23 protein-coding genes are annotated in these 26,545 nt (G+C 74.4%); 10 read left to right on the top strand and 13 right to left on the bottom strand.

Features of this window, described 5'->3' with window-relative positions; genetic code table 11:
* The first annotated feature begins 6 nt into the window (after positions 1-6).
* Positions 7-363 carry a DUF1330 domain-containing protein gene (locus ACRRSS_RS31020; RefSeq protein ID WP_435974354.1) on the top strand — a complete coding sequence of 119 codons (357 nt, stop codon included), beginning with the start codon at positions 7-9 and terminating at the stop codon, positions 361-363.
* Here ACRRSS_RS31020 and abc-f read toward each other — a convergent pair.
* The 4 genes from abc-f to ACRRSS_RS31000 form a co-directional block, all read right to left on the bottom strand.
* Positions 346-1,983 carry a ribosomal protection-like ABC-F family protein gene (gene abc-f / locus ACRRSS_RS31015; RefSeq protein WP_435974353.1) on the bottom strand — a complete coding sequence of 546 codons (1,638 nt, stop codon included), beginning with the start codon at positions 1,981-1,983 and terminating at the stop codon, positions 346-348. The genes ACRRSS_RS31020 and abc-f overlap by 18 nt on opposite strands.
* Before the next feature lie 156 nt (positions 1,984-2,139).
* Complete coding sequence (locus ACRRSS_RS31010) at positions 2,140-2,802, bottom strand: hypothetical protein (RefSeq protein WP_435974352.1); 663 nt, start codon at positions 2,800-2,802, stop codon at positions 2,140-2,142.
* Positions 2,803-2,827: 25 nt separating this feature from the next.
* Positions 2,828-3,490: a peptide-methionine (S)-S-oxide reductase MsrA gene (msrA, locus tag ACRRSS_RS31005; protein ID WP_435974351.1), complete on the bottom strand. Its 663-nt coding sequence runs from the start codon at positions 3,488-3,490 to the stop codon at positions 2,828-2,830.
* 93 nt (positions 3,491-3,583) lie between these two features.
* A complete protein-coding gene (locus tag ACRRSS_RS31000) occupies positions 3,584-4,690 on the bottom strand; it encodes a hypothetical protein (RefSeq protein ID WP_435974350.1) in 1,107 nt (368 codons plus the stop codon).
* A gap of 71 nt (positions 4,691-4,761) precedes the next feature.
* Between ACRRSS_RS31000 and ACRRSS_RS30995 the strand changes: the two genes are divergently transcribed.
* Positions 4,762-5,919, top strand: coding sequence for a cystathionine gamma-synthase (locus ACRRSS_RS30995; RefSeq protein WP_435974349.1), 1,158 nt, complete (start codon positions 4,762-4,764; stop codon positions 5,917-5,919).
* A gap of 108 nt (positions 5,920-6,027) precedes the next feature.
* Here ACRRSS_RS30995 and ACRRSS_RS30990 read toward each other — a convergent pair whose 3' ends face one another.
* From ACRRSS_RS30990 to ACRRSS_RS30975, 4 genes are read right to left on the bottom strand one after another with little or no spacing between them, the layout of a single operon-like run.
* Positions 6,028-6,219: a DUF1059 domain-containing protein gene (locus ACRRSS_RS30990; RefSeq protein WP_435974348.1), complete on the bottom strand. Its 192-nt coding sequence runs from the start codon at positions 6,217-6,219 to the stop codon at positions 6,028-6,030.
* Between the two features lie 54 nt (positions 6,220-6,273).
* Positions 6,274-6,525 (bottom strand): hypothetical protein, encoded by a 252-nt coding sequence (locus ACRRSS_RS30985; RefSeq protein WP_435974347.1) that lies wholly within the window; start codon positions 6,523-6,525, stop codon positions 6,274-6,276.
* Positions 6,522-7,001 (bottom strand): sigma factor-like helix-turn-helix DNA-binding protein, encoded by a 480-nt coding sequence (locus ACRRSS_RS30980; protein ID WP_435974346.1) that lies wholly within the window; start codon positions 6,999-7,001, stop codon positions 6,522-6,524. The genes ACRRSS_RS30985 and ACRRSS_RS30980 overlap by 4 nt, the downstream gene beginning before the upstream one ends.
* 31 nt (positions 7,002-7,032) lie before the next feature.
* Positions 7,033-7,617, bottom strand: a complete 585-nt coding sequence (locus ACRRSS_RS30975; protein WP_435974345.1) for a MarR family winged helix-turn-helix transcriptional regulator — start codon at positions 7,615-7,617, stop codon at positions 7,033-7,035.
* 148 nt (positions 7,618-7,765) lie between these two features.
* On the opposite strand from ACRRSS_RS30975, the gene ilvA reads away from it, so the two are divergent.
* The 3 genes from ilvA (at position 7,766) to ACRRSS_RS30960 (ending at position 10,997) form a co-directional block, all read left to right on the top strand.
* Positions 7,766-8,995 carry a threonine ammonia-lyase gene (gene ilvA, locus ACRRSS_RS30970; RefSeq protein WP_435974344.1) on the top strand — a complete coding sequence of 410 codons (1,230 nt, stop codon included), beginning with the start codon at positions 7,766-7,768 and terminating at the stop codon, positions 8,993-8,995.
* A 122-nt stretch (positions 8,996-9,117) separates the two neighbouring features.
* The gene (locus ACRRSS_RS30965) at positions 9,118-10,146 is read left to right on the top strand and encodes an ATP-binding cassette domain-containing protein (RefSeq protein ID WP_435974343.1); all 1,029 of its coding nucleotides are present in this window, start codon (positions 9,118-9,120) and stop codon (positions 10,144-10,146) included.
* 5 nt (positions 10,147-10,151) lie between these two features.
* Positions 10,152-10,997, top strand: a complete 846-nt coding sequence (locus ACRRSS_RS30960) for an ABC transporter permease (RefSeq protein WP_435975462.1) — start codon at positions 10,152-10,154, stop codon at positions 10,995-10,997.
* A gap of 30 nt (positions 10,998-11,027) precedes the next feature.
* Here ACRRSS_RS30960 and ACRRSS_RS30955 read toward each other — a convergent pair whose 3' ends face one another.
* The 4 genes from ACRRSS_RS30955 to ACRRSS_RS30940 form a co-directional block, all read right to left on the bottom strand.
* A complete protein-coding gene (locus ACRRSS_RS30955; RefSeq protein ID WP_435974342.1) occupies positions 11,028-13,367 on the bottom strand; it encodes a protein kinase domain-containing protein in 2,340 nt (779 codons plus the stop codon).
* Positions 13,368-13,371: 4 nt separating this feature from the next.
* Positions 13,372-15,981 carry a protein kinase domain-containing protein gene (locus tag ACRRSS_RS30950; RefSeq protein ID WP_435974341.1) on the bottom strand — a complete coding sequence of 870 codons (2,610 nt, stop codon included), beginning with the start codon at positions 15,979-15,981 and terminating at the stop codon, positions 13,372-13,374.
* Between the two features lie 140 nt (positions 15,982-16,121).
* Positions 16,122-16,619, bottom strand: coding sequence for a transcription elongation factor GreA (gene greA, locus ACRRSS_RS30945; protein WP_351899724.1), 498 nt, complete (start codon positions 16,617-16,619; stop codon positions 16,122-16,124).
* A gap of 189 nt (positions 16,620-16,808) precedes the next feature.
* The gene (locus ACRRSS_RS30940; protein WP_435974340.1) at positions 16,809-17,210 is read right to left on the bottom strand and encodes a DUF4307 domain-containing protein; all 402 of its coding nucleotides are present in this window, start codon (positions 17,208-17,210) and stop codon (positions 16,809-16,811) included.
* A gap of 98 nt (positions 17,211-17,308) precedes the next feature.
* Here ACRRSS_RS30940 and mca point away from each other — a divergent pair, with 98 nt between their 5' ends.
* Together mca and ACRRSS_RS30930 are read left to right on the top strand one after the other, a co-directional pair.
* The gene (gene mca / locus ACRRSS_RS30935; protein WP_435974339.1) at positions 17,309-18,190 is read left to right on the top strand and encodes a mycothiol conjugate amidase Mca; all 882 of its coding nucleotides are present in this window, start codon (positions 17,309-17,311) and stop codon (positions 18,188-18,190) included.
* A 1-nt stretch (position 18,191) separates the two neighbouring features.
* Entirely contained in the window at positions 18,192-18,425 is a 234-nt protein-coding gene (locus ACRRSS_RS30930) for a hypothetical protein (RefSeq protein ID WP_435974338.1), read from the top strand.
* A gap of 57 nt (positions 18,426-18,482) precedes the next feature.
* On the opposite strand, the gene ACRRSS_RS30925 is transcribed toward ACRRSS_RS30930, so the two are convergent.
* The gene (locus tag ACRRSS_RS30925; RefSeq protein ID WP_435974337.1) at positions 18,483-21,815 is read right to left on the bottom strand and encodes an AAA family ATPase; all 3,333 of its coding nucleotides are present in this window, start codon (positions 21,813-21,815) and stop codon (positions 18,483-18,485) included.
* Positions 21,816-22,190: 375 nt separating this feature from the next.
* On the opposite strand from ACRRSS_RS30925, the gene ACRRSS_RS30920 reads away from it, so the two are divergent.
* From ACRRSS_RS30920 to ACRRSS_RS30910, 3 genes are all read left to right on the top strand, one after another.
* On the top strand, positions 22,191-22,823 hold the full coding sequence (locus ACRRSS_RS30920) for an ABC transporter ATP-binding protein (RefSeq protein WP_435974336.1): 633 nt from the start codon (positions 22,191-22,193) through the stop codon (positions 22,821-22,823).
* Positions 22,820-24,367, top strand: coding sequence for a hypothetical protein (locus ACRRSS_RS30915; protein WP_435974335.1), 1,548 nt, complete (start codon positions 22,820-22,822; stop codon positions 24,365-24,367). The genes ACRRSS_RS30920 and ACRRSS_RS30915 overlap by 4 nt, the downstream gene beginning before the upstream one ends.
* Before the next feature lie 107 nt (positions 24,368-24,474).
* The gene (locus tag ACRRSS_RS30910) at positions 24,475-26,496 is read left to right on the top strand and encodes a thioredoxin domain-containing protein (protein WP_435974334.1); all 2,022 of its coding nucleotides are present in this window, start codon (positions 24,475-24,477) and stop codon (positions 26,494-26,496) included.
* Positions 26,497-26,545 lie beyond the last annotated feature (49 nt).

Genomic DNA, 26,545 nt, shown 5'->3' with positions numbered 1-26,545 from the left:
TGCGTCATGACCGCATACGCCATCGGAAACCTGCACCCGAAGCCCGTCCTCGACGAGGAGGTCTTCGTGTACATCGAGCGCGTCCAGTCCACCCTCGACCCCTTCGGCGGCCGCTTCCTCGTCCACGGCGCACCCGACCGCGAGGTCCTGGAGGGCGACTGGCCCGGCGCCGTCGTGCTCATCGCCTTCCCGACGTACGAGAAGGCCCGCGCCTGGTACGACTCCGCCGCCTACCAGGAGCTGATCCCCCTCCGCACCCGCCACATGGCGGGCGACGTCCTCCTGGTCGACGGGGTCGCCGCCGGGTACGACCCGGCTGCGACGGCCGCGGCCATGCGGGCCGCGTCAGGCGACCCGGCCTGAGCGGAGCTCCAAGCGCCGGCCGCCGAAGCCCGCGCGGAAGCGTTCGTCGTGGGAGACCGCGACCACCGCGCCCGGGAAGGCGGCCAGGGCCGCCTCCAGGTGCTCCACCAGGGAAAGCGCCACATGGTTGGTCGGCTCGTCCAGGACGAGCAGATCGGCCGGCCGGGTCACCAGCCGGGCCAGCTCCAGGCGGCGCTGCTGGCCCACCGAGAGCCGGGCCACCGGCACCGACAGATCCTCCTCCCGGAAGAGCCCGAGGGCGAGCAGCTCCGCCGCGTACTCCTCGGGCGGACCGGGACGCCCGGCCGCGTACTCCGTGAGCAGCGGCTTCGGGGACGCTACGGTGGGCAGCTCCTGGCGCAGCCGGCCGACCCGGCCCGCGCGGCCGACCGTCCCGCTGTCGGGGCGCAGGTCCCCGGCGAGGACCCGGAGCAGGGTCGTCTTGCCGGCGCCGTTGGGCCCGGAGACGAGCAGCCGGTCCCCGGCCGAGACCCGCAGCTTGTCGATCCGCAACCGCTCGCCCACGACGACGTCGACGAGCTCGGCGAGCGTCCCGTCGACGGAGCCTCCTTCGGCGTCCGCGGCCGGCGCCGCGATCCGGGCCGTGAAGCGCAGGGGTTCCGGCGGTGCCGGGACCGGGAACCTCCGCAGCTGCTCCAGCCTGACCCGGGCCGCCCTGACCTGGCCCGACAGCTTGTTCTCGTGCGAGCGGCGGTGCTTGCCGAAGCCCTGCCGGGGGTCCTTCCCCGCCCCGGCGAGCCGCTGCCCGGCCGCCGCCACCAGCTCCTCCGTACGGGCCAGTTCCTCCCGCCACTCCTCGTGCTCCTGCGCTCGGCGGCGGCGGGCCGCGGCCTTCGCCGCGCGGTAGCCGGACCAGCCGTCGCCGTACCGGGTCACCTCGCGGGTGTCACGGTCGACCTCCAGGATCGTGGTCGCCATGCCCTCGAGGAACGCCCGGTCGTGGGTGACCGCGACCACGGTGCCGCGGTGGGTGCGCAGCCGTTCCTCCAGCCAGTCGGTGGCGGCACGGTCGAGGTGGTTCGTCGGTTCGTCGAGGAGCAGCAGCTCGGCGCCCGAGGCGAGGATGCAGGCCAGGGAGAGCCGCGACTGCTCGCCGCCGGAGAGCGTGCCGACGCGGCGCTCGTACGGGACATGGCCGAGGCCGAGCCCGTGCAGGGCGGCGTCCACCCGGGCGTCGGTCTGGTAGCCGCCCCGTTCCTCGTAGCGGGCGGCGAGTTCCCCGTATGCGAGGAGTTCCTCGGGGGTGGCGGAGCCGAGGGTCTCCTCGGCGTCCCGCATCTCCCGTTCCATGGCGCGGAGTTCTGCGAGCGCCGCGTCGACGGCGTCCCGCACGGTGTGCTCGGGCCCGAGGCCGAGGGTCTCGGCGAGCGTCTGGGCGAGCCGAGCGACGCCGCCGGGGAAGCGGACGGTCATCTCTCCGGTGTCGGGCGCCTCGGCCCCGGCCAGGAGCCGGAGCAGGGTGGATTTGCCGGAGCCGTTCTCGCCGATGACAGCGGCCTTCTCGCCGGGGCGGACGGTGAGCGTGAGCTGGTCGAGGACGGAGCGGTCCCCGTAGGACTTGGAGACGTCCTTGAGGGTCAACTGGGCGCGGTCGCGCATGGGATCTTTCCCTGGGTGCTGGGGGGCGTTCGGGCCGGGGAGGGGACACCGGGACCACCACTGCCGCGCCCCGAGGGCGCCGGATCAGCGGGTCGGACCGTGTCCTCGGCCGGAATCAGAGAAAGAAGTAGAACGCACCCATGCCGGCGAGTGTAGCTACCGGGGGTGCGGTGCCGCCGCTGCTTTTACGGCGTAGTCCAGGAGTTCGGCGAAGCGCAGCCAGGGGAGGAGGGCCACGTTCAGCGGAGCGAAGCCGGGGGTGAGGTGCTGACGGATGCCGGCGATGACGTCGCCCGGCCCGTCCCGACCGTCGACCTGCCCGAGCGCGCCGAGATAGGCCGCCGCGCAGGCGTCGAGACGACCGTGGAGGTCCGCCAGCCGGCCCTGGAGGTCGTCTGACGGGTCGGGGGCAGGGCCGCCGAGGAACGCGGCGCGGCGGTTCGCCACGGCGGCGACGAGCCCCAGACGCGAGGGCCCGGCCCCGCCGGGCCAGCGAGGCCGCCAGGGCCGCGCCAGAGGATCGTCGCTCCGGGGCACCCGCACACCCGCGGCCTTCTCCACGCGGCGGCGGGCCGCGAAGACCGCGATCTCCTCGATCCTCGCCGCCCTGCTCGTCTCCAGGATATCGAGCGCGCGCAGCAGCGCGGCCGTGTCCCGCCGGATATCCGGCGAGGGCACGGCCGTCGCGGCCAGATAGGCCCAGGTCGCGTGGAAGCCGAGCGGCCCGTACTCCCCGACGGCACACCGCAGCGCCCGGTACCGCCGCGCGGCCGTCACCCGCTCGTCCCGCACCCGCCGCGCGGAGGTTCCGAAACTCATCCGGCGAAGCCCGGTCCCCGGACCGTCAGCCGTCGGCCTTCGCCACACCGATCGGGCACGAGACGCCCGTGCCGCCGATGCCGCAGTAGCCGCCCGGGTTCTTGTCCAGGTACTGCTGGTGATATCCCTCCGCCGGATAGAAGGTCCGGCCCTCCGCCGGGAGGATCTCCGTGCTGATCGTGCCGTAGCCGGAGCCCGTCAGGACCTTCTGGTAGGCCTCGCGGGAGGACTCCGCCGTCGCCGCCTGGGCGGGGGTGTGGGTGTAGACCGCCGAGCGGTACTGGGTGCCCACGTCGTTGCCCTGGCGGAAGCCCTGGGTCGGGTCGTGGGACTCCCAGAAGAGCTTCAGGAGGGACTCGTACGAGACCTTCGACGGGTCGAAGACGACCCGGACGGCCTCGGTGTGGCCGGTCAGGCCCGAGCAGACCTCCTCGTACGCCGGGTTCGGCGTGTAGCCGCCCTGGTAGCCGACGAGGGTCGTCCAGACGCCGTCGGCCTGCCAGAACTTGCGCTCGGCGCCCCAGAAACAGCCCAGGGCGAAGTCGGCGACCTCCAGGCCCTCCGGGTACGGGCCGAGGAGGGCGTTGCCGAGGACGGTGTGGCGCTCGGGGACCGAGAACTCCGGCTCGGGACGGCCGCGCAGGGCCTGCTCGGGGGTGGGGAGGACGGGGGTGCGGGACAGGAACATGCTGCATCTCTCCTCGACGGTCGGCAGTGGTCACAACGCCGGCGGGCGGTGGGGGATTCCCCACCGCCCGCCGGAGTACCGCCCGCCGGTCCGTCAGCGCGGCAGCGACGCCGGGTTCCCGCCGTTCGCCTCGTACCCCGCCACCGCCAGGTTCCGGAAGACCGTGAACTCCGCCGCCGGGTCCCCGCTCAGCGTCCACGGCACCGCGCCCACGTGCCCGTCGACCCGCACCAGCTGGTGCATGGCCTCCGTCCAGCGCGCGCCCCGCACCAGGAACCAGACCAGCAGGTGCCGCACGTGCGCGAGCATCGGGTCGTCGGGCCGGGCCGAGTGGACCGCGTACAGCGCGCCGTCCATCGCTTTGGACACCACCGCCGTACGGAAGAAGTCCTGTACGAGCACCACGTCCGGCACGTGCTCGTACACCGCGAACAGCGGCAGCGCCGCGAGCAGGGAGCCCCGCGGGGCGCGCGCCGCGGCCGTCGTCGCGAAGTGGTCGGCCTCCTCGCGCGAGCCGTGCCACTTCTCGCACCAGTAGTGCAGGGCCGCCAGGTGCGCGCCCATGTGCTGCGGCGCCCGGTCGATCACCTTCGCCCACACCTGGTCGAACTGCTCGTGCCCGTAGCCGAGTCCGCGCGCCACGGCCAGCCGCGTGATGTACGGGACCGGATCGCCCGGAGCGAGCAGCGCCGCCTCCTCGGTGACCTTCAGCCCCTCCTCCAGGATGATCCGGAAGTCGTCGGTCCCGGCCGCCGAGGAGCGCCAGGCCTGCTGCACAAGGAACTCGGCGTGCACGGCCGCGCCACCCGCGTCCTTCGGGGCCTCCGCCCGCCAGCTCCGCAGCCACGCGCCGCCGACGCCCGGCCGCTCCTGGAGCTCCAGGGACGCGGCGCCCGCGAAGGCCTGGACGCGCTGCCAGCGCACCTCGCCGTCCTTGTCGGTGGCGGCGAGCAGCCGCGAGGCGGCCCGCCAGTCCTGGGTGGCCTGGACGACGTCGAGGACGTGCAGGAGTTCGTCGTCGGCGCCCGGGAGCCGTACGTCCTGGTCCTCCTGTCGGACGAAGCCGTACGCCTCCGGATCCGCCGCGTCCGGTGCGCCGGGCGCGACCTGGCGGATCCCGCCGCCGCGTCGGCGCAGCACGTAGGGGCCGAGGACGGCGAACAGCAGCCCCAGCGCGATCAGGAACCAGAGAATCTCCATGTGTCCATTGTCCAGGACACCCGATGAGACGAACGAGGCGACGGGGGCCGTGCGGCACTACGCTCCTGACCATGAGCGACCAGCACACCCACCAGAGCTTCGAGACCCGTGCGATCCACGCGGGCAACACCGCCGACCCGCTGACCGGCGCGGTCGTCCCGCCCATCTACCAGGTGTCCACCTACAAGCAGGACGGCGTGGGCGGGCTGCGCGGCGGCTACGAGTACAGCCGCAGCGCCAACCCGACCCGTACCGCCCTGGAGGAGAACCTGGCGGCCCTGGAGGGCGGCCGGCGCGGTCTCGCCTTCGCCTCGGGCCTGGCCGCCGAGGACTGCCTGCTGCGCGCGCTCCTCGCGCCGGGCGACCACGTGGTCATCCCGAACGACGCCTACGGCGGCACGTTCCGGCTCTTCGCCAAGGTCGTGCAGCGCTGGGGCGTGGACTTCTCGGTGGCGAACACCTCGGACATCGCCTCGGTGCGGGCGGCCGTCAACGACCGTACGAAGCTGATCTGGGTCGAGACCCCGTCGAACCCGCTCCTCGGCATCACCGACATCGAGGCCGTCGCGGGCGTGGCCCGGGCGGCCGGCGTGAGGCTCGTCGTCGACAACACCTTCGCCTCGCCGTACCTCCAGCAGCCGCTGGCGCTCGGCGCGGACGTCGTCGTGCACTCGCTGACCAAGTACATGGGCGGTCACTCCGACGTCGTCGGCGGCGCGCTGGTGACGGCCGACGAGGCGCTCGGCGAGGAGCTGGCCTACCACCAGAACGCGATGGGCGCGGTCGCCGGTCCCTTCGACTCGTGGATCGTGCTGCGCGGCATCAAGACCCTGGCGGTCCGGATGGACCGGCACAGCGAGAACGCGACGAGGATCGCCGACATGCTGACCCAGCACCCTAAGGTCACCCAGGTCCTCTACCCGGGTCTCCCGGAGCACCCGGGGCACGAGATCGCGGCCAAGCAGATGCGTTCCTTCGGCGGCATGATCTCCTTCCGCGTGAAGGGCGGCGAGGACGCGGCGGTCGAGGTCTGCAACCGCGCGCGGCTCTTCACGCTCGGTGAGTCGCTGGGCGGCGTCGAGTCGCTGATCGAGCACCCGGGCCGGATGACGCACGCGAGCGTCGCGGGCTCGGCCCTGGAGGTCCCCGCCGACCTGGTCCGCCTCTCGGTGGGCATCGAGAACGTCGACGACCTGCTGGCGGACCTGCGCCAGGCGCTGGGCCAGTAGGGCGGTCGGTACGGGGCCGGGCGGACGTTCCCGGCGTACGGGGCGTCCGCCCGGCCCCCGCCGTGTGTGCCGGGCGGACGTGTCGGGCGCGTGTGCCGGGCGCGGGCGTCAGGCGGGGACCTTCTCGTCCACCAGCCCGGCGCGGACCTCGGACCGCAGTTCCAGGGTGTCCGCGTGGCCGTGGACGGAGACGGCGTGATCCACCGCGGCCCGCACCACTTCCTCCTCCTCACCGCTGATGGTGAGGGTGCAGTTCATGACGCTCGGTGTACTGCGGCAGTCGGCGACTTTCCTGGTCATGTCAGCCTCCTCGGCACCTGGAGGTGCCATCGTCCCTCCAGCCTAGGTCCGTTCTCACCAGCCTTCGAGCGGCGGCGTCGTCCCGGCCGGAGGAGCCTCCCAGGGGCGGACCGTCGACGCCCACACCAGGAACGCGAGTGCGGCGATCACGCCCAGGGCCCACAGCGCCCCGCGTACCCTCCGGGCGCGGCGGAGCCGCCGGGCCCCGCGCGCCGCGGCCCGCGACGCGAGGTCGCGGGGGACGGGCGGGTGCGGGGTGTCGAGGAGCCGCCGGACCGCGGCCTCCCTGTCCTCGTGCCGGGTCACGCGGCGGACCCCCGCCCGCCCGAAGGACGCCGGGCGGCCGCCCTGAGCGTGGCGACCGCGCGGGCGTGGACGGCACGGACCCGGACCTCGGAGAGTCCGAGCAGCGCCGCGACCTGCTCCTCGGCGACCCCTTCGTACAGGCGGAGGACGACGACGAGCCGCTCCCGCGGCGTGAGCGCGGAGAGCACGCCGCCGTGGCCGCGGTGATGCCGCCAGGCGGTGCGCGCGAAGCGGGCGGCGAGCTCGCGCCGGGTGAGTTCGTACGGGTCCTCGTGGCGCGTCCGGTCCCAGACCGCGTAGGTGTGCGCGAGGGCGGCGGTCAGGAGGGCCTGGGCGTGCGGGGCGCGGGTGCGGGTCTCGGCGGTCAGGAGGGTCGCGGCGTGCAGCAGCCGGCCCGCCGCCCCGGCCACGAAAGTCTCGAACTCCCGGGTGCGGTAGGCGTGTTGGGTGCCGCGTCCGCTCCGCCGACCTGTCACGTCCTCATCTGAGGGCAGCGCGGGGCCGGGGTCAAGAGGCGGGTACGGACTCGCCCGGTCCCTCGTGCGCGGACGGAGCCGCCGCCGTGTCGTCGGACGCCGCCGGGGACTCCGCCGCCGCGTGACCCGCCTGGCCCGCGTGCGCCGACTGCCGTGCGGACAGCGCGGTGTTGAAGCGGGTCAGCAGGGTGCAGAAGGAGGCGCGCTCGTCCGGCGTCCAGCCCTCGGTGACCTCGACCATCAGCTGACGGCGCGAGGAACGCACCTCCTCCAGCCGGGCCAGGCCGCGCGCCGAGAGCTGCAGCACGACCGCGCGCCCGTCCTCCGGGTGTGAAGTCCGCTTCACCAGGCCGGAGTCGACGAGCGGGGCGACCTGGCGGGTGACGGTCGACGAGTCGATGCCCATGCCCGCCGCCAGCGCCTTGACTCCCATCGGGCCTTCCTGGTCGAGCCGGTTGAGGAGGAGGTAGGCGGCGCGGTCCATCGAGTTGCGGAGCTGGCCGGTGCCGCCGAGGCGGGTCTGCTCCGCACGGCGGGCGAAGACGGCCACCTGGTGCTGGAGGGCATCGAGGAGACCGGGGTCGAGCTCAGTCGTCATGTCCTGAGATGTGGGCATGGCTGGGGTCTCTCTCGTGCGGGGGTGGTCGGTTGGTGGGGGACAGAGTACGCGGCCCCGGGGAGGTCCGTACCGGGGCTGCGCAAACCCGCTGGAGCACCTGTCCGCCGGGCGGCCACCAGGGCCGTGAGCTGCGAGACTTGCTGTCATGAGCTTCCGTACGCCAGACCCCTTGCACCGGCTGATGCTCGACGACGTGCGGGGGGCGCAGAAGATGCTGTCCGGGGTGGCCCGGACGACGGCGATGGAGGGGAGCCGCCATCTGTCGTCGCTGGTGGGGGCGCCCGTGCACCTCAAGTGCGAGAACCTCCAGCGGACCGGCTCCTTCAAACTGCGCGGGGCGTACGTACGGATCGCCGGGCTGCGGCCCGAGGAGCGGGCGGCCGGGGTCGTCGCCGCCTCGGCGGGCAACCACGCGCAGGGTGTGGCGCTCGCCTCGCGACTGCTCGGCGTGCACGCCACCGTCTTCATGCCGGTCGGCGCCCCGCTCCCGAAGGTCGCGGCGACCCGGGAGTACGGCGCCGACGTCCGGATGCACGGCCATGTCGTGGACGAGACGCTCGCGGCGGCGGAGCGGTACGCGCGGGAGACCGGGGCCGTCTTCATCCACCCCTTCGACCACCCCGACATCATCGTCGGGCAGGGCACGGTCGGCCTGGAGATCCTGGAGCAGTGCCCGGAGGTCCGGACGATCCTCGTGGGCGTCGGCGGCGGTGGTCTCGCGGCCGGCGTCGGGCTCGCGGTGAAGTCGGTGCGTCCGGACGTGAAGGTCGTCGGCGTGCAGGCGGAGGGCGCGGCCGCCTACCCGCCCTCCCTGGCGGCCGGACACCCGGTCGCCGTCGAGGCACCGGTGACGATGGCCGACGGCATCAAGGTGGGACGGCCCGGCGACGTGCCGTTCGCGCTGGTCCGGGAGTACGTCGACGAGATCGTCACGGTCTCCGAGGACGCCCTCTCCTCCGCGCTGCTGCTCTGCCTGGAACGGGCCAAGCTACTCGTCGAACCGGCGGGCGCCAGCCCGGTCGCGGCCCTGCTCAGCGACCCGAAGGCCTTCCGGGGGCCGGTGGTCGCGGTGCTGTCCGGCGGGAACGTCGACCCGCTGCTGCTCCAGCGCATCCTCCGGCACGGCATGGCGGCGGGCGGCCGCTACCTGAGCCTGCGGCTGCGGGTCACGGACCGGCCGGGCGCCCTAGCGACCCTGCTCGCGGTCCTCACGGTGTCCGACGCGAACGTCCTGGACGTCAGCCACGTACGGACCGACCCGCGGCTCGGCCTGACCGAGGCGGAGGTCGAACTGCACCTGGAGACGAAGGGCCCGGAGCACTGCCGGGAGGTGGCGGACGCGCTGCGGGACGCCGGGTACACGGTGCTGGACTGATCGACCCGTACCACCCGCCCCCGAGCAAGATCATGTGGCGCGGGTCACAAATTCACTGGGCGAGGTGCGCCCCGCAAACCTAGGATCGGTGGGAAACGCCCCCGTTTCCTGGGAGAACCCACATGCCAGGCGCGATCTACGCCGAGGGTCTGGTGAAGACCTTCGGTGACGTACGAGCTCTGGACGGAGTGGACCTCGACGTGCCCGAAGGCACGGTCCTCGGTCTGCTCGGCCCGAACGGCGCGGGGAAGACGACCGCCGTGCGCGTGCTGACCACCCTCCTCCAGCCCGACAGCGGCCGGGCCGTCGTCGCCGGGATCGACGTCCTCAAGCACCCCAACGAGGTGCGCCGCTCGATCGGGCTCTCCGGCCAGTTCGCGGCCGTCGACGAGTACCTCACCGGCCGCGAGAACCTCCAGATGGTCGGCCAGCTCTACCAGATGAAGGCGAAGGCGGCGAAGCAGCGGGCGGGTGAACTCCTCGACCGCTTCAACCTCGCCGACGCCGCCGACCGCCCCGCCAAGACGTACTCCGGCGGCATGCGCCGCCGCCTCGACCTCGCGGCCGCCCTCGTCGTCTCCCCGCCGGTCATGTTCATGGACGAGCCGACCACCGGCCTCGACCCCCGCAACCGGCAGGGCCTGTGGGAGGTCATCAAGGAACTCGTCGCGGGCGGTACGACCCTGCTGCTCACCACCCAGTACCTGGAGGAGGCCGACCACCTCGCCCACGACATCTGCGTCGTCGACCACGGCAAGGTCATCGCGCGCGGCACCGCCGACCAGCTCAAGGCCCAGACGGGCGGCGAGCGCGTCGAGGTCGTCGTCCACGAACCGGGCATGATCACCGGCGCCCGGGACGTGCTCGCCCGCTACGGCATCGCGGGCACCGGCCGCGGCGAGGTCTCCGTCGAGGACCACACCCGCAGGCTGACCGTCCCCGTCGCCGGCGGCGCCAAGCTGCTCGCCGAGGTCATCAGGGACCTGGACGCCGTCGGCGTCGAGATCGACGACATCGGACTGCGCCGCCCCACCCTCGACGACGTCTTCATCTCCCTCACCGGCCACGCGGCCGAGCGGGCGGAGGAGGAGAACGGCGGGCCCCAGGAGAAGGTCGGCCACGGCCGCAAGCGCGCGAAGGAGACGGCGTGACCACCCTGACCGAGGACCGAAAGGCCCCGCCGGCCCCGAAGCCGCGGGGCGGAATCGCCCAGTCGATCGGCGACTCCCTGGTCGTCGCCAAGCGCAACCTCATCCGGATGACCCGCATCCCCGAGATGGTCATCTTCGGGCTCATCCAGCCCGTCATGTTCGTGGTGCTGTTCAGCTACGTCTTCGGCGGCTCGATGGTCGTCGACGGCAGCACCAGCCCCCAGGAGTACCGCGAGTTCCTCATGGCGGGCATCTTCGCCCAGACGGTCACCTTCGCCACGGCCGGCGCGGGCGCGGGCATCGCCGACGACATGCACAAGGGCCTCATCGACCGGTTCCGCTCCCTGCCGATGGCCCGGGGCGCGGTGCTCACCGGCCGCACCCTCGCCGACCTCGTGCAGACCGCCCTCACCCTGGTGGTCCTCGCGATCGTCGCGCTCCTCGTCGGCTGGCGGATCCACGAGGGCGTCCCCAAGGCGCTGGGCGCCTTCGGCCTGCTGCTCCTCCTCGGCTACGCCTTCTCCTGGATCGGCGCGCTGATCGGCCTCTCCGTCCGCACTCCGGAGGCGGCCACCTCCGGCGGCCTGATCTGGCTCTTCCCGGTCACGTTCATCTCGAACGCGTTCGTGCCCACGGAGGGCATGACCCCGTGGATCCGCCACATCGCCGAGTGGAACCCGTTCAGCGCCACCGTCCAGGCCTGCCGCGTGCTCTTCGGCAACCCGGGCGTGGTCACCTCGGACGCCTGGCCGATGCGGAACTCGATCTGGGCGTCGATCATCTTCTCGCTGACCATCCTGGTGGTCTTCCGGACCCTGGCGGTCCGCAAGTACCGCTCGGCGACGGTGTGAACCGGCGGGGGTGACCCTGCCCGGCGCCGGTCAGGGCAGGTACCCGGAGACGACGAGGCCGTCGGGGAGGGCGAGGAAGACCGCCCCTCCGGCGGCCAGCGCGTCTCCGGTGGCCTGCGGGTCGAAGCCTTCCGGCAGCCTGGCCCGGAAGGTCTCGTAGTCCCCGTCGCCGACGGGGCCCGCCGCGGGGACGGAGGTCACCTCGCCCTTGCCCACCGTGATCACCCGGTCGCCCGCGAAGTAGACGCGCTGCGGATCGCCCGAGGTCACGGGCGCGAGCCAGGTCCAGCGGCGCTGCCCGCTCCGCAGGTCGTAGACGCTCACGGTCTGCCCGTTCGCGACCGCCACCAGGCCGTCCGCGTTCACGGCGGGGCCGGCCGTCACTCCGAGGCCGAGGGAGCGCTGCCGCTTCAGCGACCCGGCGTCGAGCACGCCCACCGAGCCGTCCTGCGTGCCGGAGCAGAGCACGCTGCCGCCGCCCTCGTGCACCGTGATCCTCGGGCAGCCCTCCGTGCCGCGCGCCGTCTCCTTCCCGGTCCGCGCGTCGAGTGCCACGGGTACGGTCCCGAGGGGCACGTACACCCGTCCGTTCGCCGCCACCGGCTGCTCGGGCACCTGGTCGAGCTCGCTCCGCCACAGCTGACGGCCCACCTCGGTCCCGCTCCCACCGAGCTTCACGGCCGTCACGAGACCGTTCAGCCGCGCGTCCGCCATGTTGACGTGGGTGACGTAGAGGACGCCGTCGGCCAGGTCGGAACCCTTCGGCGCCCAGCCGGTGCCCGGTCCGGGCAGCGTGCCCTTCACCTTGCCGTCCCGGAGGCCGTAGGCGACGGTCCCCGCCGCGGTCGTGACGAACACCCGGTCGCCGACGACCGCCGGGTACTGCGCCGTGGCGTACAGCCCTTCGGCGTTGGTGGTCGCCGGGACCGACCACAGCGCGCGGCCGTCCGCCGCGTCGAGCCCGGTGAGCGCGCCGCCGGTGCCCGCGCAGACCAGCACCTTCGGGGAGAGGGAGCAGGCGCCGTCGGTCGCCTCGGTCCTCGTGCTCCAGGGCGCCCACCCCGCCGGGCGGTGGCCCTGGTCCGTGCCCGCCGCGCCGAAGTCGTTGGTGCGGCCCTCCCCGCCGTACGGCGGGACGACCCGGCTCAGCGTGGTGGCACCCGGAGTCCCGGTGGCGCCGGGCGAAGCACCGGTCGAGGCTCCCGCCGAGACGGAGGGTCCCGCGACCCCGCCCGTGGACGCGCCCCCGTCCCCGTCGTTCCGGTTCAGCAGCACCACACCCACGGTCGCCAGGACGGCCACCGCCACCGCGCCCGCCAGGACGGCGCCCCACGGGCGACGGCGCGGCTCCACGGGGGCGCCGGCCGGGGACGCCGGCCGGCCCGTCATCGCGGTGGGGGAGTACGGCACCACCGGGCCGAGCGTCGGCAGGTCCGCCACGCCCGCGCCCGAGGCCGCGGCCTCGCCGACCGTCCGGGCCGCCTCACCGTACTCGGCGAGCAGCGACAGCACTCCGCCCGGCCACGGGAAGACCTCGGGCCCGGCCCCGCCCCCGAGCAGCCCCACCAGCTCCGTCGGCGTCGGCCGCTCCGCCGGGTCGAGCCGCAGACACCGCTCCACGGTCGGCCGCAGCTCCTCCGGCACCCCGTCGAGGTCGGCGTCGGCGCGGATGATCCGGTAGACCACGGCGGCCATCTCGTCGTCCTGGAACGGCCCCCGGCCGCTCGCCGCGAACGCGAGGACCGCGCCCAGACAGAACACGTCCGACGCGGGCACTACCGCCCGGCTGCCGGCCAGGTGCTCCGGCGACATGAAGCCGGGGGAGCCCACCACCAGACCGGTCGAGGTCAGCGCGGTCGCCTCGAAGGCGTGCGCGATGCCGAAGTCGATCAGCTTGGGTCCGGCCGTGCCGAGCAGCACGTTCGCCGGCTTGAGGTCCCGGTGGAGCACCTTCACCCGGTGCACGTCGGCGAGGGCCGTGGCCAGGGCGACGCCCAGCGCCCGCACCGCCGGGGCGGGCAGCGCGCCCGACCGTACGACCGCCTCCGCGAGCGAGGGACCCGGCACGTACTCGGTCGCCAGCCACGGCGAGGGCGCGTCGGCGTCGGCGTCCACGAGCCGCGCCACGCCCGGTCCGTCCACCGTCCGCGCCGCAGCGATCTCCCGCCGGAACCGGGTCCGGAAGTCCCCGTCGACCTCCAGGTCGCTCCGGACGGTCTTCACCGCGACCATCCGGTACGGGTCGGCCGTCGGTGCGTCCGCCCGGCAGGCGAGGTGCACCTCGCCCATGCCGCCCGCGCCGATTCCGGCGAGCAGCCGGTAGGGGCCGACGAGACGCGGGGGCTGTCCGGCGGGAAACGGCTTCAGCACCGGGCTACTCCTTATCGCCGGGGAGCGCGACCGAGACGACGGTCCCCGTGTCGAACACGACGTGGGCCACGCCGCCGATCGGCAGCACCGACGGCGGGCGGATCTCCTGGTCCAGATAGGTCCCGCCCGAGCGGTCGTACGTCGCCTCGGCCCGTGGTCCCGGCGCCCCAGGCAGCGGCAGGACACGCTCCTTGCCGGGCTTGCCGTCCTTGCCCAGCGGCACCACGTGCAGGGCCGAGAAGTCCGCGTACACCAGGGCGTCGCCCGCGATCAGCGGGTCGGAGACGAGCTGCCGCCTGCCGTCCGCGGTGGAGCGCGGGGATGCCGGGTACCGGCCCAGGAGCTCGCCGGTGGCCGGGGCGAGGACGAACACACCACCGGGCTCTCCCGTGCCGCCCCCGTCGGCCCAGCGCATGGGGCCCCGGTCGAGGAGGACGGCCGAGCGCGCGGACGCGGCGGTCGGCCACGCGCTTGTCGCCGCGACGGCGGCGGGCACCGCGAGCGGCCCGCCGCCCACCAGGGCGAGGGTCGTGGCGTCCAGGCGGTGGAGCACCAGCAGGTCCGTGTTGTTCGGGTCGATCGTCGCGCAGTACGCGTACCGCCCCCGGACGAGCAGCCGGTCGCAGGCCTCGGCCGTCGGCGGCACCTGGCCGCGCTGCTGGCTCGTCTTCGCGTCGTACGCCACGAAACCGGCGTCGCTCATCGCGTACACCAGACCGTTCGCGTACGAGACCGGCTCGAAGTCGCGGTACTCCGCTCTCGACAGATCGGCGTTGGTGAGCGCCTTGGCCCACACCTCCTCGCCGTCCGCCAGCGCGTAGGCCGCCATCCTGCCGCTGGTCTCGTCGCCGGTGGGAGCGAAGACCAGGCCGTCGGCCACGATGGGCTGGGTGAGCATCTTGGATCCGGCGTCGATCTTCTTCTCCCAGCGCACGGCGCCGCCGCGGGCGTCCCGGACCTGGAGGCGTCCTCCGGAGAACAGCGCGACGGACGTGTCGTGGACGCTGGGGAGACTGGTGCCGCCCGCCACGAAGATCGCGCCGCTGGGGCCGATGAAGCTCATGTTGTCGCGCGGGTCCTCCACGAGGTCCGCGTCCCACAGCTTCTCCCCGCTCGCCGGGTCCAGCGCCTCGTACCGCCCGTCCGTCATCCGGCACACCAGCACCTTCTCCCCGGCCGAGCAGCCGAACGCCGGGGCGCTCAGCTTCCCCCGCCAGGGCTTCCAGCCGGCCGGCCGCTGGGCCGCGTTCTGCGGGACGACTCCGGAGGCGTCGGCGAGACCCCGGTCGTCGACGCCGGGGATCCGGGGCGCGGCGGGCGGCGCGGCCTTCGCCGGGGCCTGCGGCTTCCTCGTCTCCTCCTCGGGCCACAGGACGTACGCGCCGACCCCGCCCGCCACGACGGCCAGGGCCACGATTCCCGCGACCAGCCGCCCCCGGCGCCGGCCCCGCGCGGGAGCGGCGGGCCCGTCGGCCGACGGGCCCGGCACCTGCGTCGGTACGGAGTGCAGCCCGGGTACGGCGGGTGTGACGACCGGCCCCGGTGCCGCCGGGGCGGCCTCCAGGAGCGGCCCGCCGGAGGCGACGAGCTGCGCCAGCTCCGTCCCGTACTCGCCGATGTGGTCCCGTACGCCCTCCGGCCACGGGAAGAACTTCGGCGTGCCGCCGCCGAGCAGTTCCACGAGCGCCTCAGGGGTGGGCCGCTCCGCCGGGTCCAGGGCCAGACAGGCGGCGACGGTCCCGCGCAGCTCCTCGGGGACCCGGGTGAGGTCGGCCTCGGCCTGGGAGACCCGGTAGAGGACGGCGGCGAGCGGCCCGTCGCCGAAGGGGTCCTCGCCGGTCGCCGCGTAGCAGAGCAGCGAGCCGAGGCAGAAGACGTCGGAGGCGGTGGTCACCCGCCGGGCGCCGGCCACGTGCTCGGGGGACATGAAGGAGGGGGTGCCGACCATGAGGCCGGTGGCGGTCATGGTGGTGGCGGTGTTGCTGCGGGCGATGCCGAAGTCGATGAGGCGGGGGCCGTCGACGGAGAGCATGACGTTGCCGGGCTTGAGGTCCCGGTGCAGGACCCCGGCCCGGTGCAGGTCGGCGAGGGCGCGGGCGACGTCGGCGCCGAGTGCGCGGACGGTCGCGACGGGGAGTGCGCCGCCGCGCCGTACGGCCTGGGAGAGGCTGGGGCCGGGGACGTACGCGGTGGCCAGCCAGGGGGTCGCGGCGTCGGCGTCGCCGCCGAGCGGGGCGGCGGCGTACGGGCTGTCGACGAGCGCGGCGACCCGGATCTCGCGGCGGAACCGGTCGCGGAAGGCGGGGTCTCCGGCGACGTCCCGCCGCACGGTCTTCACGGCGACGAAGGTCCCGCGCGCGGGCCCGCCCTCGGCCCGGCCGCCGGAGGCGCCGTGCCCCGAACCGTCCCCGGCGCCCGCCGACCCGGCCCCCGAACCGTCCCTCGAACCGTGCCCCGAACCGTCCCCCGGCCCCGTCGGCCCGTCCGCGACGACGCCCGGCTCCCCGTCGTCCCGTCCCAGGAACACCTCGCCCATGCCGCCCGCGCCGAGCCGGGCGAGCACCTCGTACGGTCCGATCCTGCGTGGCGCCCCCGCGCCCAGCGGTCCCAGCACTTCGCCCTCCCCCGTGTGACGCGATGTCAGGCCGCATCATTACATGTGCATGCAGTGCGCCCCGTGGGCAGTCGGTGACGGACGGGCAGCGCGAAGGGCCGGTCCCCCGGGGGACCGGCCCTTCGTCGAACGCGGGTGGCTCAGCCGGTGTACGGCTTCGCGCTGAGGATCTTCACCGCGGCCTTCTTGCCGTTCGGCAGCTCGTACTGGGCGTCGTCACCGGCCTTCTTGCCGTTGACCCCGACGCCGAGCGGCGACTGCGGCGAGTAGGTCTCGATGTCACCGCTCGCGTACTCGCGGGAGGCGAGCAGGAAGGTCATGGTGTCGTTCTCGTCGCCGTCGAAGGCGATCGTGACGACCATGCCGGGCTCGACGACGCCGTCGTCCGCCGGGGCCTCGCCGACCTTGGCGTGCTGGAGCAGCTGGGTGAGCTGGCGGATCCGGAGCTCCTGCTTGCCCTGCTCCTCCTTCGCCGCGTGGTACCCGCCGTTCTCGCGCAGATCGCCCTCTTCGCGTGCCGCGGCGATCTTGACGGTGATCTCGGTACGCGCGGGACCAGACAGGTACTCAAGCTCGTCCTTGAGCTTGTTGTACGCCTCCTGGGTGAGCCAGGTGACGTTGTCGCTGGTCTGGGTCACGGGTGCTCCTCGTAGGTACTGGGAATACAAAGCATCGCCCTACACGGGAGAGCGGTGCTGTCCCGGGTGGGCGAAACCACGAGCCTAACAATGAGTGGCGAAAAGCGGGAGGACATAACCATCGGGATGGCGTCACACCAGGTCACCGCGGTGACTCGCCCGGGCTCGACACCCGGTCCCTACCCACCGCTACCGTGCCGTACACCCCACGAGCTCGGCACTCGTCGCGTGGGCGGTCGTACGGAGCGTGAACACGCTGTCGACCCTCGTCGCGGGGTCGTCGATCCGGACGTCCTTGCGAGCCACCTCGACGCCGTCCTCGGCGCGCGAGCGGAGGGTGCAGACACCCTTGACGCCCTCGTCCTTGCGGACCTCCAGGTGCACCTGCACCTCGGTGGGGCTCACCACGTCGAACTTGATCATCTCGGCGCTGATCCTGCTGTCGACGACGTAGTACCAGCCGAACCAGCCGAGGACGCCGAGGAAGAGGACACCGAGCACGGCGCCGATGAACCTGAGCTTGCGGTCGGCGGCCTCGTCCGCGGAGCGCCCGTAGCGCCCTTCGGGCAGCTGCTCTCGCACCGCGCTCATGCTGGATCCTCTCGAAGCCGGGGGTGGCGGAATTTTCACTCCCCCGATTCCGTCACTATAGAGACCACCCTCCGCGTCGAATCACTGAGGATCGAGTCTTGACTGACCAGCTGCGACTGATGGCCGTTCACGCCCACCCCGACGACGAGTCGAGCAAGGGTGCGGCCACGATGGCCAAGTACGTGTCCGAGGGGGTGGACGTCATGGTGGTGACGTGCACGGGCGGCGAGCGCGGCTCGGTCCTCAACCCCCAGCTCCAGGGCGACCCCTACATCGAGGCGAACATCCACGAGGTGCGCCGCAAGGAGATGGACGAGGCCCGCGAGATCCTCGGCGTCTCCCAGGAATGGCTGGGATTCGTCGACTCGGGCCTGCCCGAGGGCGACCCGCTGCCCCCGCTCCCCGAGGGCTGCTTCGCCCTGGAGGACGTCGACAAGGCGGCCGGTGAGCTGGTCCGCAAGATCCGCTCCTTCCGTCCGCAGGTCGTCACGACCTACGACGAGAACGGCGGGTACCCGCACCCCGACCACATCATGACCCACAAGATCACGATGGTGGCCTTCGACGGGGCGAGCGACGCCGCGAAGTTCCCGGAGAGCGAGTTCGGCCCGGTCTGGCAGCCGCTGAAGCTCTACTACAACCAGGGCTTCAACCGTCCCCGCACCACCGCCCTGCACGAGGCGCTGCTCGCCCGCGGCCTGGAGTCGCCGTACGGGGAGTGGCTGGAGCGCTGGAAGGAGTTCGAGCGCAAGGAGCGGACGCTGACCACGTACGTGCCGTGCGCCGAGTTCTTCGAGATCCGCGACAAGGCCCTGATCGCCCACCGCACCCAGATCGACCCCGACGGCGGCTGGTTCCGGGTCCCGATGGAGCTCCAGAAGGAGGTCTGGCCGACGGAGGAGTACGAGCTCAGCAAGGCGCTGGTCCCGACCTCCCTCCCCGAGGAAGATCTCTTCGCGGGCATCCGCGACAATGCCTGACATGAGCGCACACCTGGCACTGACCCAGCTTGTCCCCTTCGCCGCCGAAGAGCTGGACAAGAACAAGGTGACACCCGGCGTCCTCGGCTTCGTCGTCTTCGCGGTGATGGCCCTGGCCGTCTGGCAGCTGATGAAGTCGATGAACCGCCACATGGGCAAGGTCGACTTCGAGGAGGCCCCGGACCCGGAGGCCGCCGCGAAGACCCCGGCTGCCGCGGCCGCCCCCCGCACGTAGCGACGACGCCCCCTGTCCCGTACCCCCGGCGGTACGGGACAGGGGGCGTCCGTACGCCTACCCCGCCGGCACCCCCAGCACCTCCCGGGCGTGCCGGTCCGGCACCATGCCCAGGTCCCAGGCCTGCCACGGCGTCGACGGGCGGACGCCCCGCTCCACGAGCACGCCGTATGCCTCGGCGCAGTCGTCGAGGCGCGGGTCGCGGGCCGGATGCCGGTCCGCGACAAGGGCCGCGAGCTCCTCGCGGGCCGTCACCGTCCCCGGCTCCGGGCTGTCCGGGACCGCGTGCGGCAGCAGGGTGCAGCGCAGGAAGCGGGCCCAGTCGGCGCCGCGCAGGTCGCCGTACCCGCCGAACAGGCTCCGGGCCTCGTCGCACAGCCCCAGCGCCTGCGGCACCCGCCCGTTGCCCGCGTCGATGATCGCCAACTCCAGACAGGTCCAGGCCTCGCCGTGGGCGACCCCGATCCGGTGGAAGTCCGCCCGCGCGTCCACGAGCAGCTGCCGGGCGAAGCCCGAGTTCCGCAGCCCGCCCGTGCGGGCCGCCAGCTGGTCGCGGGTGACCCGCCCCGAGTGGTGCCGGGCGGCCGCCAGGCCGTACACGTCCCGCATCCGCGAGAACATCGTCCGGGCCCGGCCCAGCTCCCGCACCGCCTCGTCCCGGTCGCCCCGCTCCTCCAGGGCGTGCGCCAGGTGGAACAGCGTCCACGCCTCCCCGCGCGCGTCCTCCTGCTCGCGGTGCCGGGCGAGCGCGCCCCGCAGCCCCTCGACGGCGGGCTCCTCGTCCCCGGCGACCAGCCGCGCCCGCGCCAGCTGGGTCAGCGCCCAGGCCTCGCCGCGCCCGTCGTGGACGCTCCCGTACCCGTCGAGCGCGGTACGGAGCTCCGCCTCCGCGCCCGGCACGTCACCGCGGAGCAGCAGCACCTGCCCCCGGTGGAAGTGGGCCCACGCCTCGCCGTGCGGGGACTCGTGCTCCCGGTGCAGGGCGAGCGACCGGTCGAGCAGCGCCGCGGCCTCCGCCAGGTTCGCCCGGTCCCGCTCCACGGCCGCGAGGGCGTGCAGCGTCCAGCCCCGGTCGGCGGCGAGCGCCTCCGGCTCCTGGAGCGCGAGCGCCTCCCGCAGCCGGTCCGCCGCCTCCCCGAGCCGCCCCTGGTGGTGCAGGGTGATGCCGAGCGAGCAGAGCGCGAGCGCCGCCCCCGCGTCCTGATGGGCCTCCTGGTAGAGGGAGACGACCGAGGTCAGCGTCGTCCGCGCCCTGTCGAGCTCGCCGATCTGCCGGGCCGCGATACCGGTCCGCCACTGCACCGACCGCGCCAGCTGCCCCTGCCCGACCGAGACGACCAGTTCGTTGATCTCGCCGAGCCGGTACAGGTCGCCCCGCAGCAGGCAGTAGTCGCAGAGCGCGCCGAGCAGGTCGAGCACGGTCTGCTGGTCGACGCCGGCCGTGTGGCGCAGCGCCGCGGTGATGAAGCTTGACTCCTCGTCGAGCCAGCTCAGGGCCGCCTCCAGGGAGCCGAAGCCGTGCCCGTCGAAGCGGTTCGCGCGCGTCGACATCTTCCCGTCGACCATCCGGATCACCGCGTCCGCGAGCTCCGCGTAGTTCCGGATCAGCCGCTCCTGCGCCGCCGCGACCTCCGCGGCGTCCTCCTCGTCCAGGAGCCGTGCCGCCGCGAAGCCCCGTACCGCGTCGTGCAGCCGGTACCGCTCCCCGCGCACATGGTCGAGGAGTCCGGCACCGGCCAGCTCCCGCAGCAGCCGCGCCCCCTCGGGGCCGTCCCGGCCGAGCAGCGCGCCGGCGGCGGCCGCGCCGAGCGAGGCCCGCCCGGCCAGCGCGAGCCGCCGGAGGAGGCGCCGGGCGTCCCCGTCGAGATCGACCGAGTACCGCAGGTTCAGGGCCCGTTCGAGGGGATCGGGGCCCCAGCCGGGACGGGCGAGCTTCGCCGCCAGCTCGTCCGCCGGCCGCCGCCCGAGCAGAGAACCCGCCGTCCGCAGCGCCAGCGGAAGCCCGCCGCACCCCTCCCGGATCCGCGCGTACGCCTCCGCGTCGTACGGGCCCGGGCCGGCCCCCCGCGCCGCCGCCCGGAGCAGCTCCTCCGCCCCGACCGGGTCCAGCGCCCCCACCGGCAGCGCGTGCACCTCGGCCGGTGCGTCGGCCCCGAGGTCCAGCGGCTCCCGGCAGGTCACCAGGACCAGGCTGTCGGAGCGCTCCGGCAACAGGGCCCGCACCTGCGCCGCGTCCACGGCGTCGTCCAGGATCACCGCCACCGGCACACCGGTCAGGTGCCGCTGGTACAACTCCGTGAGCCGTCGCACCTGCTGGTCCGCCGTGGAGCCCTCCCGGAACAGCAGCCGCTCGCGCGGGGCGCCCAGCCGGTTCAGCAGGTGCAGCAGCGCCTCCCGGATCGAGAGGGGCCGTTCCCCGCCGGCGCCGGGCAGGGCCGTGACGTCTCCCCGCAGGTCCACCACGCACGCCCCGCGGAACTGGTCGCGCAGCGTGTGCGCCGCCCGGATGGCGAGCGCCGTGCGCCCCGACCCCGGCTCGCCGTGCAGCAGGACCACCGTCGGCCGGGTCGCCGCGGACGCCCGCCCGGCCCGCACCCACCGGGTGATCCGGGCCAACTCCTCCCGCCGCCCCGCGAAGTCCCCACCGGGGTCCGGCAGATGTCCGAAGGACCGCTCCAGTACGGCCCGCCGCCGGGCCGCCGCACTCCGGTCGGCCCCGCGCAGCCGCTCGGGCGCCAGGGGCGACCCGCCCGCCGGGGCACCCCGGGGGCGCCCGGCCGGCCGCGACCGCTCGCCACCGCCACCGGCGCGGACGGCCTCCCCGCCGCCACCGGCGGGAGCCGCCGCTCCAGGCTCCCGCTCCCGTTCCCGCGCACGCTCCCGTTCCCGCTCCCGTTCCCGTTCCAGGAAGGGGCGTACCCCCCGGGCCTCCAGGGCGGCCAGCCACCGCGACCGCGCCTCCTCCACGGCGGCCGGCCGGCCCCCGGCCCCCGCCTCCGCTCCCCGCCCGGACGTCACCTTGAGCACGGTCGCCGCCGCACCCGCCACCGCCACCACGGCGCCCGCGCCGAGCGCCGTCCCCGCCGTCGTACCGAGCGCCAGGTCCGCGCCGACCGCGGCGACGGCCGCGACCCCGGCGACCAGCGCGGGTCCGCCGACCAGGGCTCCGCCGCGACGGCCCGCGGCGGGGCGCGGCCCGGTCTCCGCCTCCTCCAGGGCCCGCAGATAGGCCGCGTACTCCCCGGCCGCGCCTGCCGCCACGGAGTCCAGCGAGGCCCGGCCCCGTGCGAGCAGCGTCTCCGCCCCCGCCCGGCCCCCGGAACCCGGCGGTTCCTCCTCCACGACCCGCTCCAACAGCCGCTCAGCCTCGGCCCGGTGGCTGTCCCGCATGTGCGTCCCCCTCCGCGCGTGCCCGACGGTCCCGGTCCCCGGAACCGTGTCGGCCCAGTGTGCTGCGCGGCGCGCGTCGGCGCGAGAGAGCGGAGGAAGGCACGGAGACATGCGCGGAGGAAGGAGGACCCGGCTGTGACACGACGGACACGCGGACGCCGAAGTGGCCCCGCCCCCATGGAGGTTGCCGTCCCGCCCCGCTCCGAGGGGTTCCCGAATCCGCCGCGTCCGGCGGAGATCCGCCTGGACTACGCTGGCGGAGATCCGGCCGGTGGCGCGGATCGCGGGTCGGGAGGGCACGGGCGTGGACGGGTCGTACGGGAAGGGGCGCCGCTCCGCGCGCTCACGCGCGAAGACGGCCGTTCCGGCGCGGCCGTGAGCGGCGTGCCCGCGATCGCCGCGGAGGGCGCCACGGTCGTCCTGGACGGAACCACGCTCCTCGCGCCGACGACGTTCACGGTGATGCCGGGCGAACTCCGGTGCCTCACCGGGAGCAACGGTTCCGGGAAGACGACCCTCCTCCGGGCCTTCCTGGGGAGCCGGAGGCTCACGGGCGGCGCCGTCCTCGTGCGGGGCGAGACCGCCGACATGGCCCGGCCACGGCACCGGCGGCTCGTGGCCTCGCTCGTCGAACCCGTCCCCGTCGCACGGGACATGACCCTCCGCGAGCAGGTGACCCTGGTCGCCGCCTCCTGGTACGGCAACACGACGGCGACCGCCGAGCGCGCCGACGGGATGATCGGACGACTGGGCCTCACCGCCCTGGGCGAGCGGTTTCCCTCACAGCTCTCCTCCGGCCAGCTCCAGCTCCTCGACCTCGCGCTGACCCTGGTCCGCCCTGCCGACGTCGTCCTGCTCGACGAGCCCGAACGGCACCTCGACACCGATCGCGTCGGCCTCGTCGCCGCCCTGCTCGCCGAGCGCGCCGGAGAGGGCACGTCGTTCCTGGTCGCCACCCATGAGGCCGCCGTGATGGAGGCCTGCGACGACGTCACGGAGCTGGGATGACGACGGACACCCTCATCGCGGCGGAGGCCGGTCCCAGGGACCGCGTCCACGCCGTACGCCACCGGTACGCCCACCGCGGCGACCGCGCCACGACGCGGGACCTGGCGTACACCGTCTACCTCACCGTCATCCTCGGCGCCGTCTACGTGGCGCCCGTCGTCCACCTGGCGCGCACCTCGGAGGCGCTCCTCTCGCTGGGGTCGCCCGGGACGGCGGCGCCGGTGGCGTGCCTGGTCGCGGCGGCCGCCGTCTGGGGCGCCCAGCTCACCGGCCGGTTCTGGGGACCGCTCGTGCTCAAGCCGTTCCTGCTGCACGTGTTCATGAGCACCGACCTCTCCCCGACGGAGTACCTCGGCACGATCGCCCGCCGCCGGCTGGCGTACGCGGGGTTCGGCACGCTCCTCGCGGTGTGCACGGCGGCGTTCCTCGCGACCGACCTGTTCGACCACGCGGGGAGCGGGCTCGTCCCCCAGGGCGTGGCCGTCGCGGTGGGCATCGGCGCCGTCGCCTCCGTGGCATGGCTGTGGGGCCAGGTCCGGACGGTCCGCGAGAACGTCCTGCTCGCCTCCGCCGTGGCCGCCGTGGCGGTCGCCGTGGCGCTGCTCGGCCGGTCCGCCCTCCCGGGCGGCGGCCTGTGGCTCGTCACCGGTGTGCTGGCGGTCGCCACGCCCGTGCTCGGCCGCTCCGCCTTCCGGTCCGTCCGTACGGTCGATCTCACCCGGCTCGCACGCGAGTCGGCGCGCGCCGCCGAGGCCCAGACCTTCGCCTGGACCGGCACGCTCCACCACGCGCTCGACCTGTACCGGCCGGAGCCGCGCGGACTCACCACGGCCCTGACGCGTCCGGACGGCCGCCTGCGCGGCCACCTCGCCCAGGGAGCGGTCCGCGCGCTCCGCACCCGGGGTCGCGCGGCCGCGGCCGCGGTGTTCCTGCCGGCCGGCGGCGCCCTGCTGACGCTCGGCGTCGTGGAGCCGGGCGCCGGCCCGGCGACGACGGCCCGCGTGGTCGGCGCCGCCGGTGTGTACTGGGGGTCCGGCTGGGTCGGCGAGACCTGGCGCGGCCTGCGCGACGAGCTGACCCTGGCCCCGCTGCTCGGCGAGGGGTGGGGCGGCACGCTCGCCCGCACCCTGGCCTGGCCGGTCGTCGCGGTGGCGGTCGGCGTGGGGCTGTCGAGCGGTGTCACGGTCCTCGCCCGGTGGCCGCTCCGGGACGCCGGTCCGGCCGACGCGGCGCTGCTCGCGGCGGGGTCGGTGGCGCTCGTGCTCGGCGCCAGGTTCCTGCGCGAGATGAAGACGAACCTGCCCGTCGAACTGCTCCTCCCCGTCATCACGCCGCTGGGCGACCTCTCCGCCCTCCGTGTCTTCGTGTGGCAGTTCGACGGACTCGTCGTCGTCCTGCTCGGCGCTCTCGTGATGAACGAGATCCCGTCCGCCCCGGGCGCGGCCCTGACCGCGCTGTGCCTCGCGATCTGCTGCGTCTGGGCGGGCCTGCGCCGCACGGGCCAAACCCCGCACGCCCTCCTCGGCCGCCTCGGCCGGGTCTAGGTGTGTTGCCCTGTGAGGCCCAGTCCTGTCGGTCTGTCGGCCGCGGCCCCGGCCCGACGGGGGAGGCATCCCGCGTGAGTCCGGGACGGCAGGGCAGGATGGGCACCATGCCGAACCGACTGGCCCATGAGACCTCCCCCTACCTCCTTCAGCACGCCGACAACCCGGTCGACTGGTGGCCGTGGTCGGCCGAGGCCTTCGAGGAGGCCCGACGCAGAAACGTCCCCGTGCTGCTCAGCGTCGGATACAGCTCCTGCCACTGGTGCCACGTCATGGCACACGAGTCCTTCGAGGACGACGCCACCGCGGCCCTGGTCAACGAGCACTTCGTCGCCGTCAAGGTCGACCGCGAGGAGCGCCCCGACGTCGACGCCGTCTACATGGAGGCCGTCCAGGCCGCCACCGGCCAGGGCGGCTGGCCGATGACCGTCTTCCTCACCCCCGACGCCGCCCCTTTCTACTTCGGTACGTACTTCCCGCCCGAGCCCCGCCACGGCATGCCTTCCTTCCCCGAGGTCCTGGAGGGCGTCAAGGACGCCTGGTCCGACCGGCGCGAGGAGGTCGGCGAGGTCGCCGACCGGATCGTCCAGGACCTCGCGGGCCGCTCCCTCGCCTACGGCGGCGACGGCGTCCCCGGCGAGGAGGAGCTCGCGCAGGCCCTCCTCGGTCTCACCCGCGAGTACGACGCGACCCGCGGCGGCTTCGGCGGCGCCCCCAAGTTCCCGCCGTCGATGGTCCTGGAGTTCCTGCTCCGCCACCATGCCCGTACGGGCTCCGAGGGTGCCCTCCAGATGGCCGCCGACACCTGCGAGGCGATGGCCCGCGGCGGCATCTACGACCAGCTCGCCGGCGGCTTCGCCCGCTACGCCGTCGACCGTGACTGGGTCGTGCCCCACTTCGAGAAGATGCTGTACGACAACGCCCTGCTCTGCCGGGTGTACGCCCACCTGTGGAAGGCCACGGGCAGCGACCTGGCCCGCCGGGTCGCCCTGGAGACCGCCGACTTCCTCGTCCGCGAACTGCGCACCCCCGAGGGCGGCTTCGCCTCCGCGCTCGACGCGGACAGCGACGACGGCGACGGCAGGCACGTCGAGGGCGCCTTCTACGTGTGGACCCTGGAGCAGCTCACCGAGGTCCTCGGCCCGGAGGACGCCGCCCTCGCCGCCGCCCACTACGGCGTCACCGAGGACGGCACCTTCGAGCACGGCAGCTCCGTGCTCCAGCTCCCGCAGGACGCGGGAGTGGCGGACGCCGACCGGATCGCCCCGATCGCGGCCCGGCTCCTCGCCGCCCGCGCCGGACGCGAGCGTCCGGGCCGCGACGACAAGGTCGTCGCGGCCTGGAACGGACTCGCGATCGCCGCCCTCGCCGAGACCGGCGCCCTCTTCGACCGCCCCGACCTCGTCGAGCGCGCCACCGAGGCCGCCGACCTGCTCGTCCGGGTCCACATGGACGAGTCCGCCCGCCTCACCCGCACGTCCAAGGACGGCCGGGCCGGTACCAACGCGGGTGTCCTGGAGGACTACGCCGACGTCGCCGAGGGCTTCCTCGCCCTCGCAGCCGTCACCGGCGAGGGCGCCTGGCTGGACTTCGCCGGCTTCCTCCTGGACATCGTCCTCGACCGCTTCACCGCCGAGGGCGGGGCGCTGTACGACACGGCCCACGACGCCGAGGCCCTCATCCGGCGCCCGCAGGACCCCACGGACAACGCCACCCCGTCCGGCTGGACCGCCGCCGCCGGCGCGCTGCTCTCCTACGCCGCGCACACCGGCTCGGACGCCCACCGCGCCGCCGCCGAGGGAGCCCTCGGCGTCGTCAAGGCGCTGGGCCCCCGCGCACCCCGCTTCATCGGCTGGGGCCTGGCCGTCTCCGAGGCCCTCCTCGACGGGCCCAGGGAGATCGCGGTGGTGGGCGCTCCCGGCGACGAGACCTTCCGGGAGCTGCGCCGTACCGCCCTGGCGGCGACCGCCCCCGGGGCGGTGGTCGCGTGCGGCGCCCCCGACAGCGAGGAGTTCCCGCTGCTGAGGGACCGCCCGCTGGTGGCCGGTGGTTCCGCCGCGTACGTGTGCCGTCACTTCACCTGTGACGCGCCGGTCACCGACGCGGCCGAGCTCCGTCGGAGGCTCTGAGGCCTCCGCCGGAACGGGGACGGCCCCGCGACCCCTCCGAGGAGGGGCG

It is taken from the genome of Streptomyces sp. Qhu_M48 (assembly GCF_051305195.1).
Lineage (GTDB): Bacteria > Actinomycetota > Actinomycetes > Streptomycetales > Streptomycetaceae > Streptomyces.
Note: the sequence above shows the minus strand (reverse complement) of the source record. Positions and strands in the feature narration are given on the sequence as shown.

Excerpts from the sequence above, each read along its gene's own strand:
- ACRRSS_RS30995 (WP_435974349.1), top strand. The coding sequence starts at position 4,762 with ATGAGCGACCAGCACACCCACCAGAGCTTCGAGACCCGTGCGATCCAC.
- ACRRSS_RS30930 (WP_435974338.1), top strand. The coding sequence starts at position 18,192 with ATGAGCGCACACCTGGCACTGACCCAGCTTGTCCCCTTCGCCGCCGAA.
- ilvA (WP_435974344.1), top strand. The coding sequence starts at position 7,766 with ATGAGCTTCCGTACGCCAGACCCCTTGCACCGGCTGATGCTCGACGAC.
- ACRRSS_RS30990 (WP_435974348.1), bottom strand. The coding sequence starts at position 6,219 with ATGACCAGGAAAGTCGCCGACTGCCGCAGTACACCGAGCGTCATGAAC.
- ACRRSS_RS30940 (WP_435974340.1), bottom strand. The coding sequence starts at position 17,210 with ATGAGCGCGGTGCGAGAGCAGCTGCCCGAAGGGCGCTACGGGCGCTCC.
- ACRRSS_RS30915 (WP_435974335.1), top strand. The coding sequence starts at position 22,820 with ATGACGACGGACACCCTCATCGCGGCGGAGGCCGGTCCCAGGGACCGC.
- msrA (WP_435974351.1), bottom strand. The coding sequence starts at position 3,490 with ATGTTCCTGTCCCGCACCCCCGTCCTCCCCACCCCCGAGCAGGCCCTG.
- abc-f (WP_435974353.1), bottom strand. The coding sequence starts at position 1,983 with ATGCGCGACCGCGCCCAGTTGACCCTCAAGGACGTCTCCAAGTCCTAC.
- ACRRSS_RS30910 (WP_435974334.1), top strand. The coding sequence starts at position 24,475 with ATGCCGAACCGACTGGCCCATGAGACCTCCCCCTACCTCCTTCAGCAC.
- ACRRSS_RS30965 (WP_435974343.1), top strand. The coding sequence starts at position 9,118 with ATGCCAGGCGCGATCTACGCCGAGGGTCTGGTGAAGACCTTCGGTGAC.
- ACRRSS_RS30925 (WP_435974337.1), bottom strand. The coding sequence starts at position 21,815 with ATGCGGGACAGCCACCGGGCCGAGGCTGAGCGGCTGTTGGAGCGGGTC.
- ACRRSS_RS31000 (WP_435974350.1), bottom strand. The coding sequence starts at position 4,690 with ATGGAGATTCTCTGGTTCCTGATCGCGCTGGGGCTGCTGTTCGCCGTC.
- ACRRSS_RS31020 (WP_435974354.1), top strand. The coding sequence starts at position 7 with ATGACCGCATACGCCATCGGAAACCTGCACCCGAAGCCCGTCCTCGAC.
- ACRRSS_RS30975 (WP_435974345.1), bottom strand. The coding sequence starts at position 7,617 with ATGCCCACATCTCAGGACATGACGACTGAGCTCGACCCCGGTCTCCTC.
- ACRRSS_RS31010 (WP_435974352.1), bottom strand. The coding sequence starts at position 2,802 with ATGAGTTTCGGAACCTCCGCGCGGCGGGTGCGGGACGAGCGGGTGACG.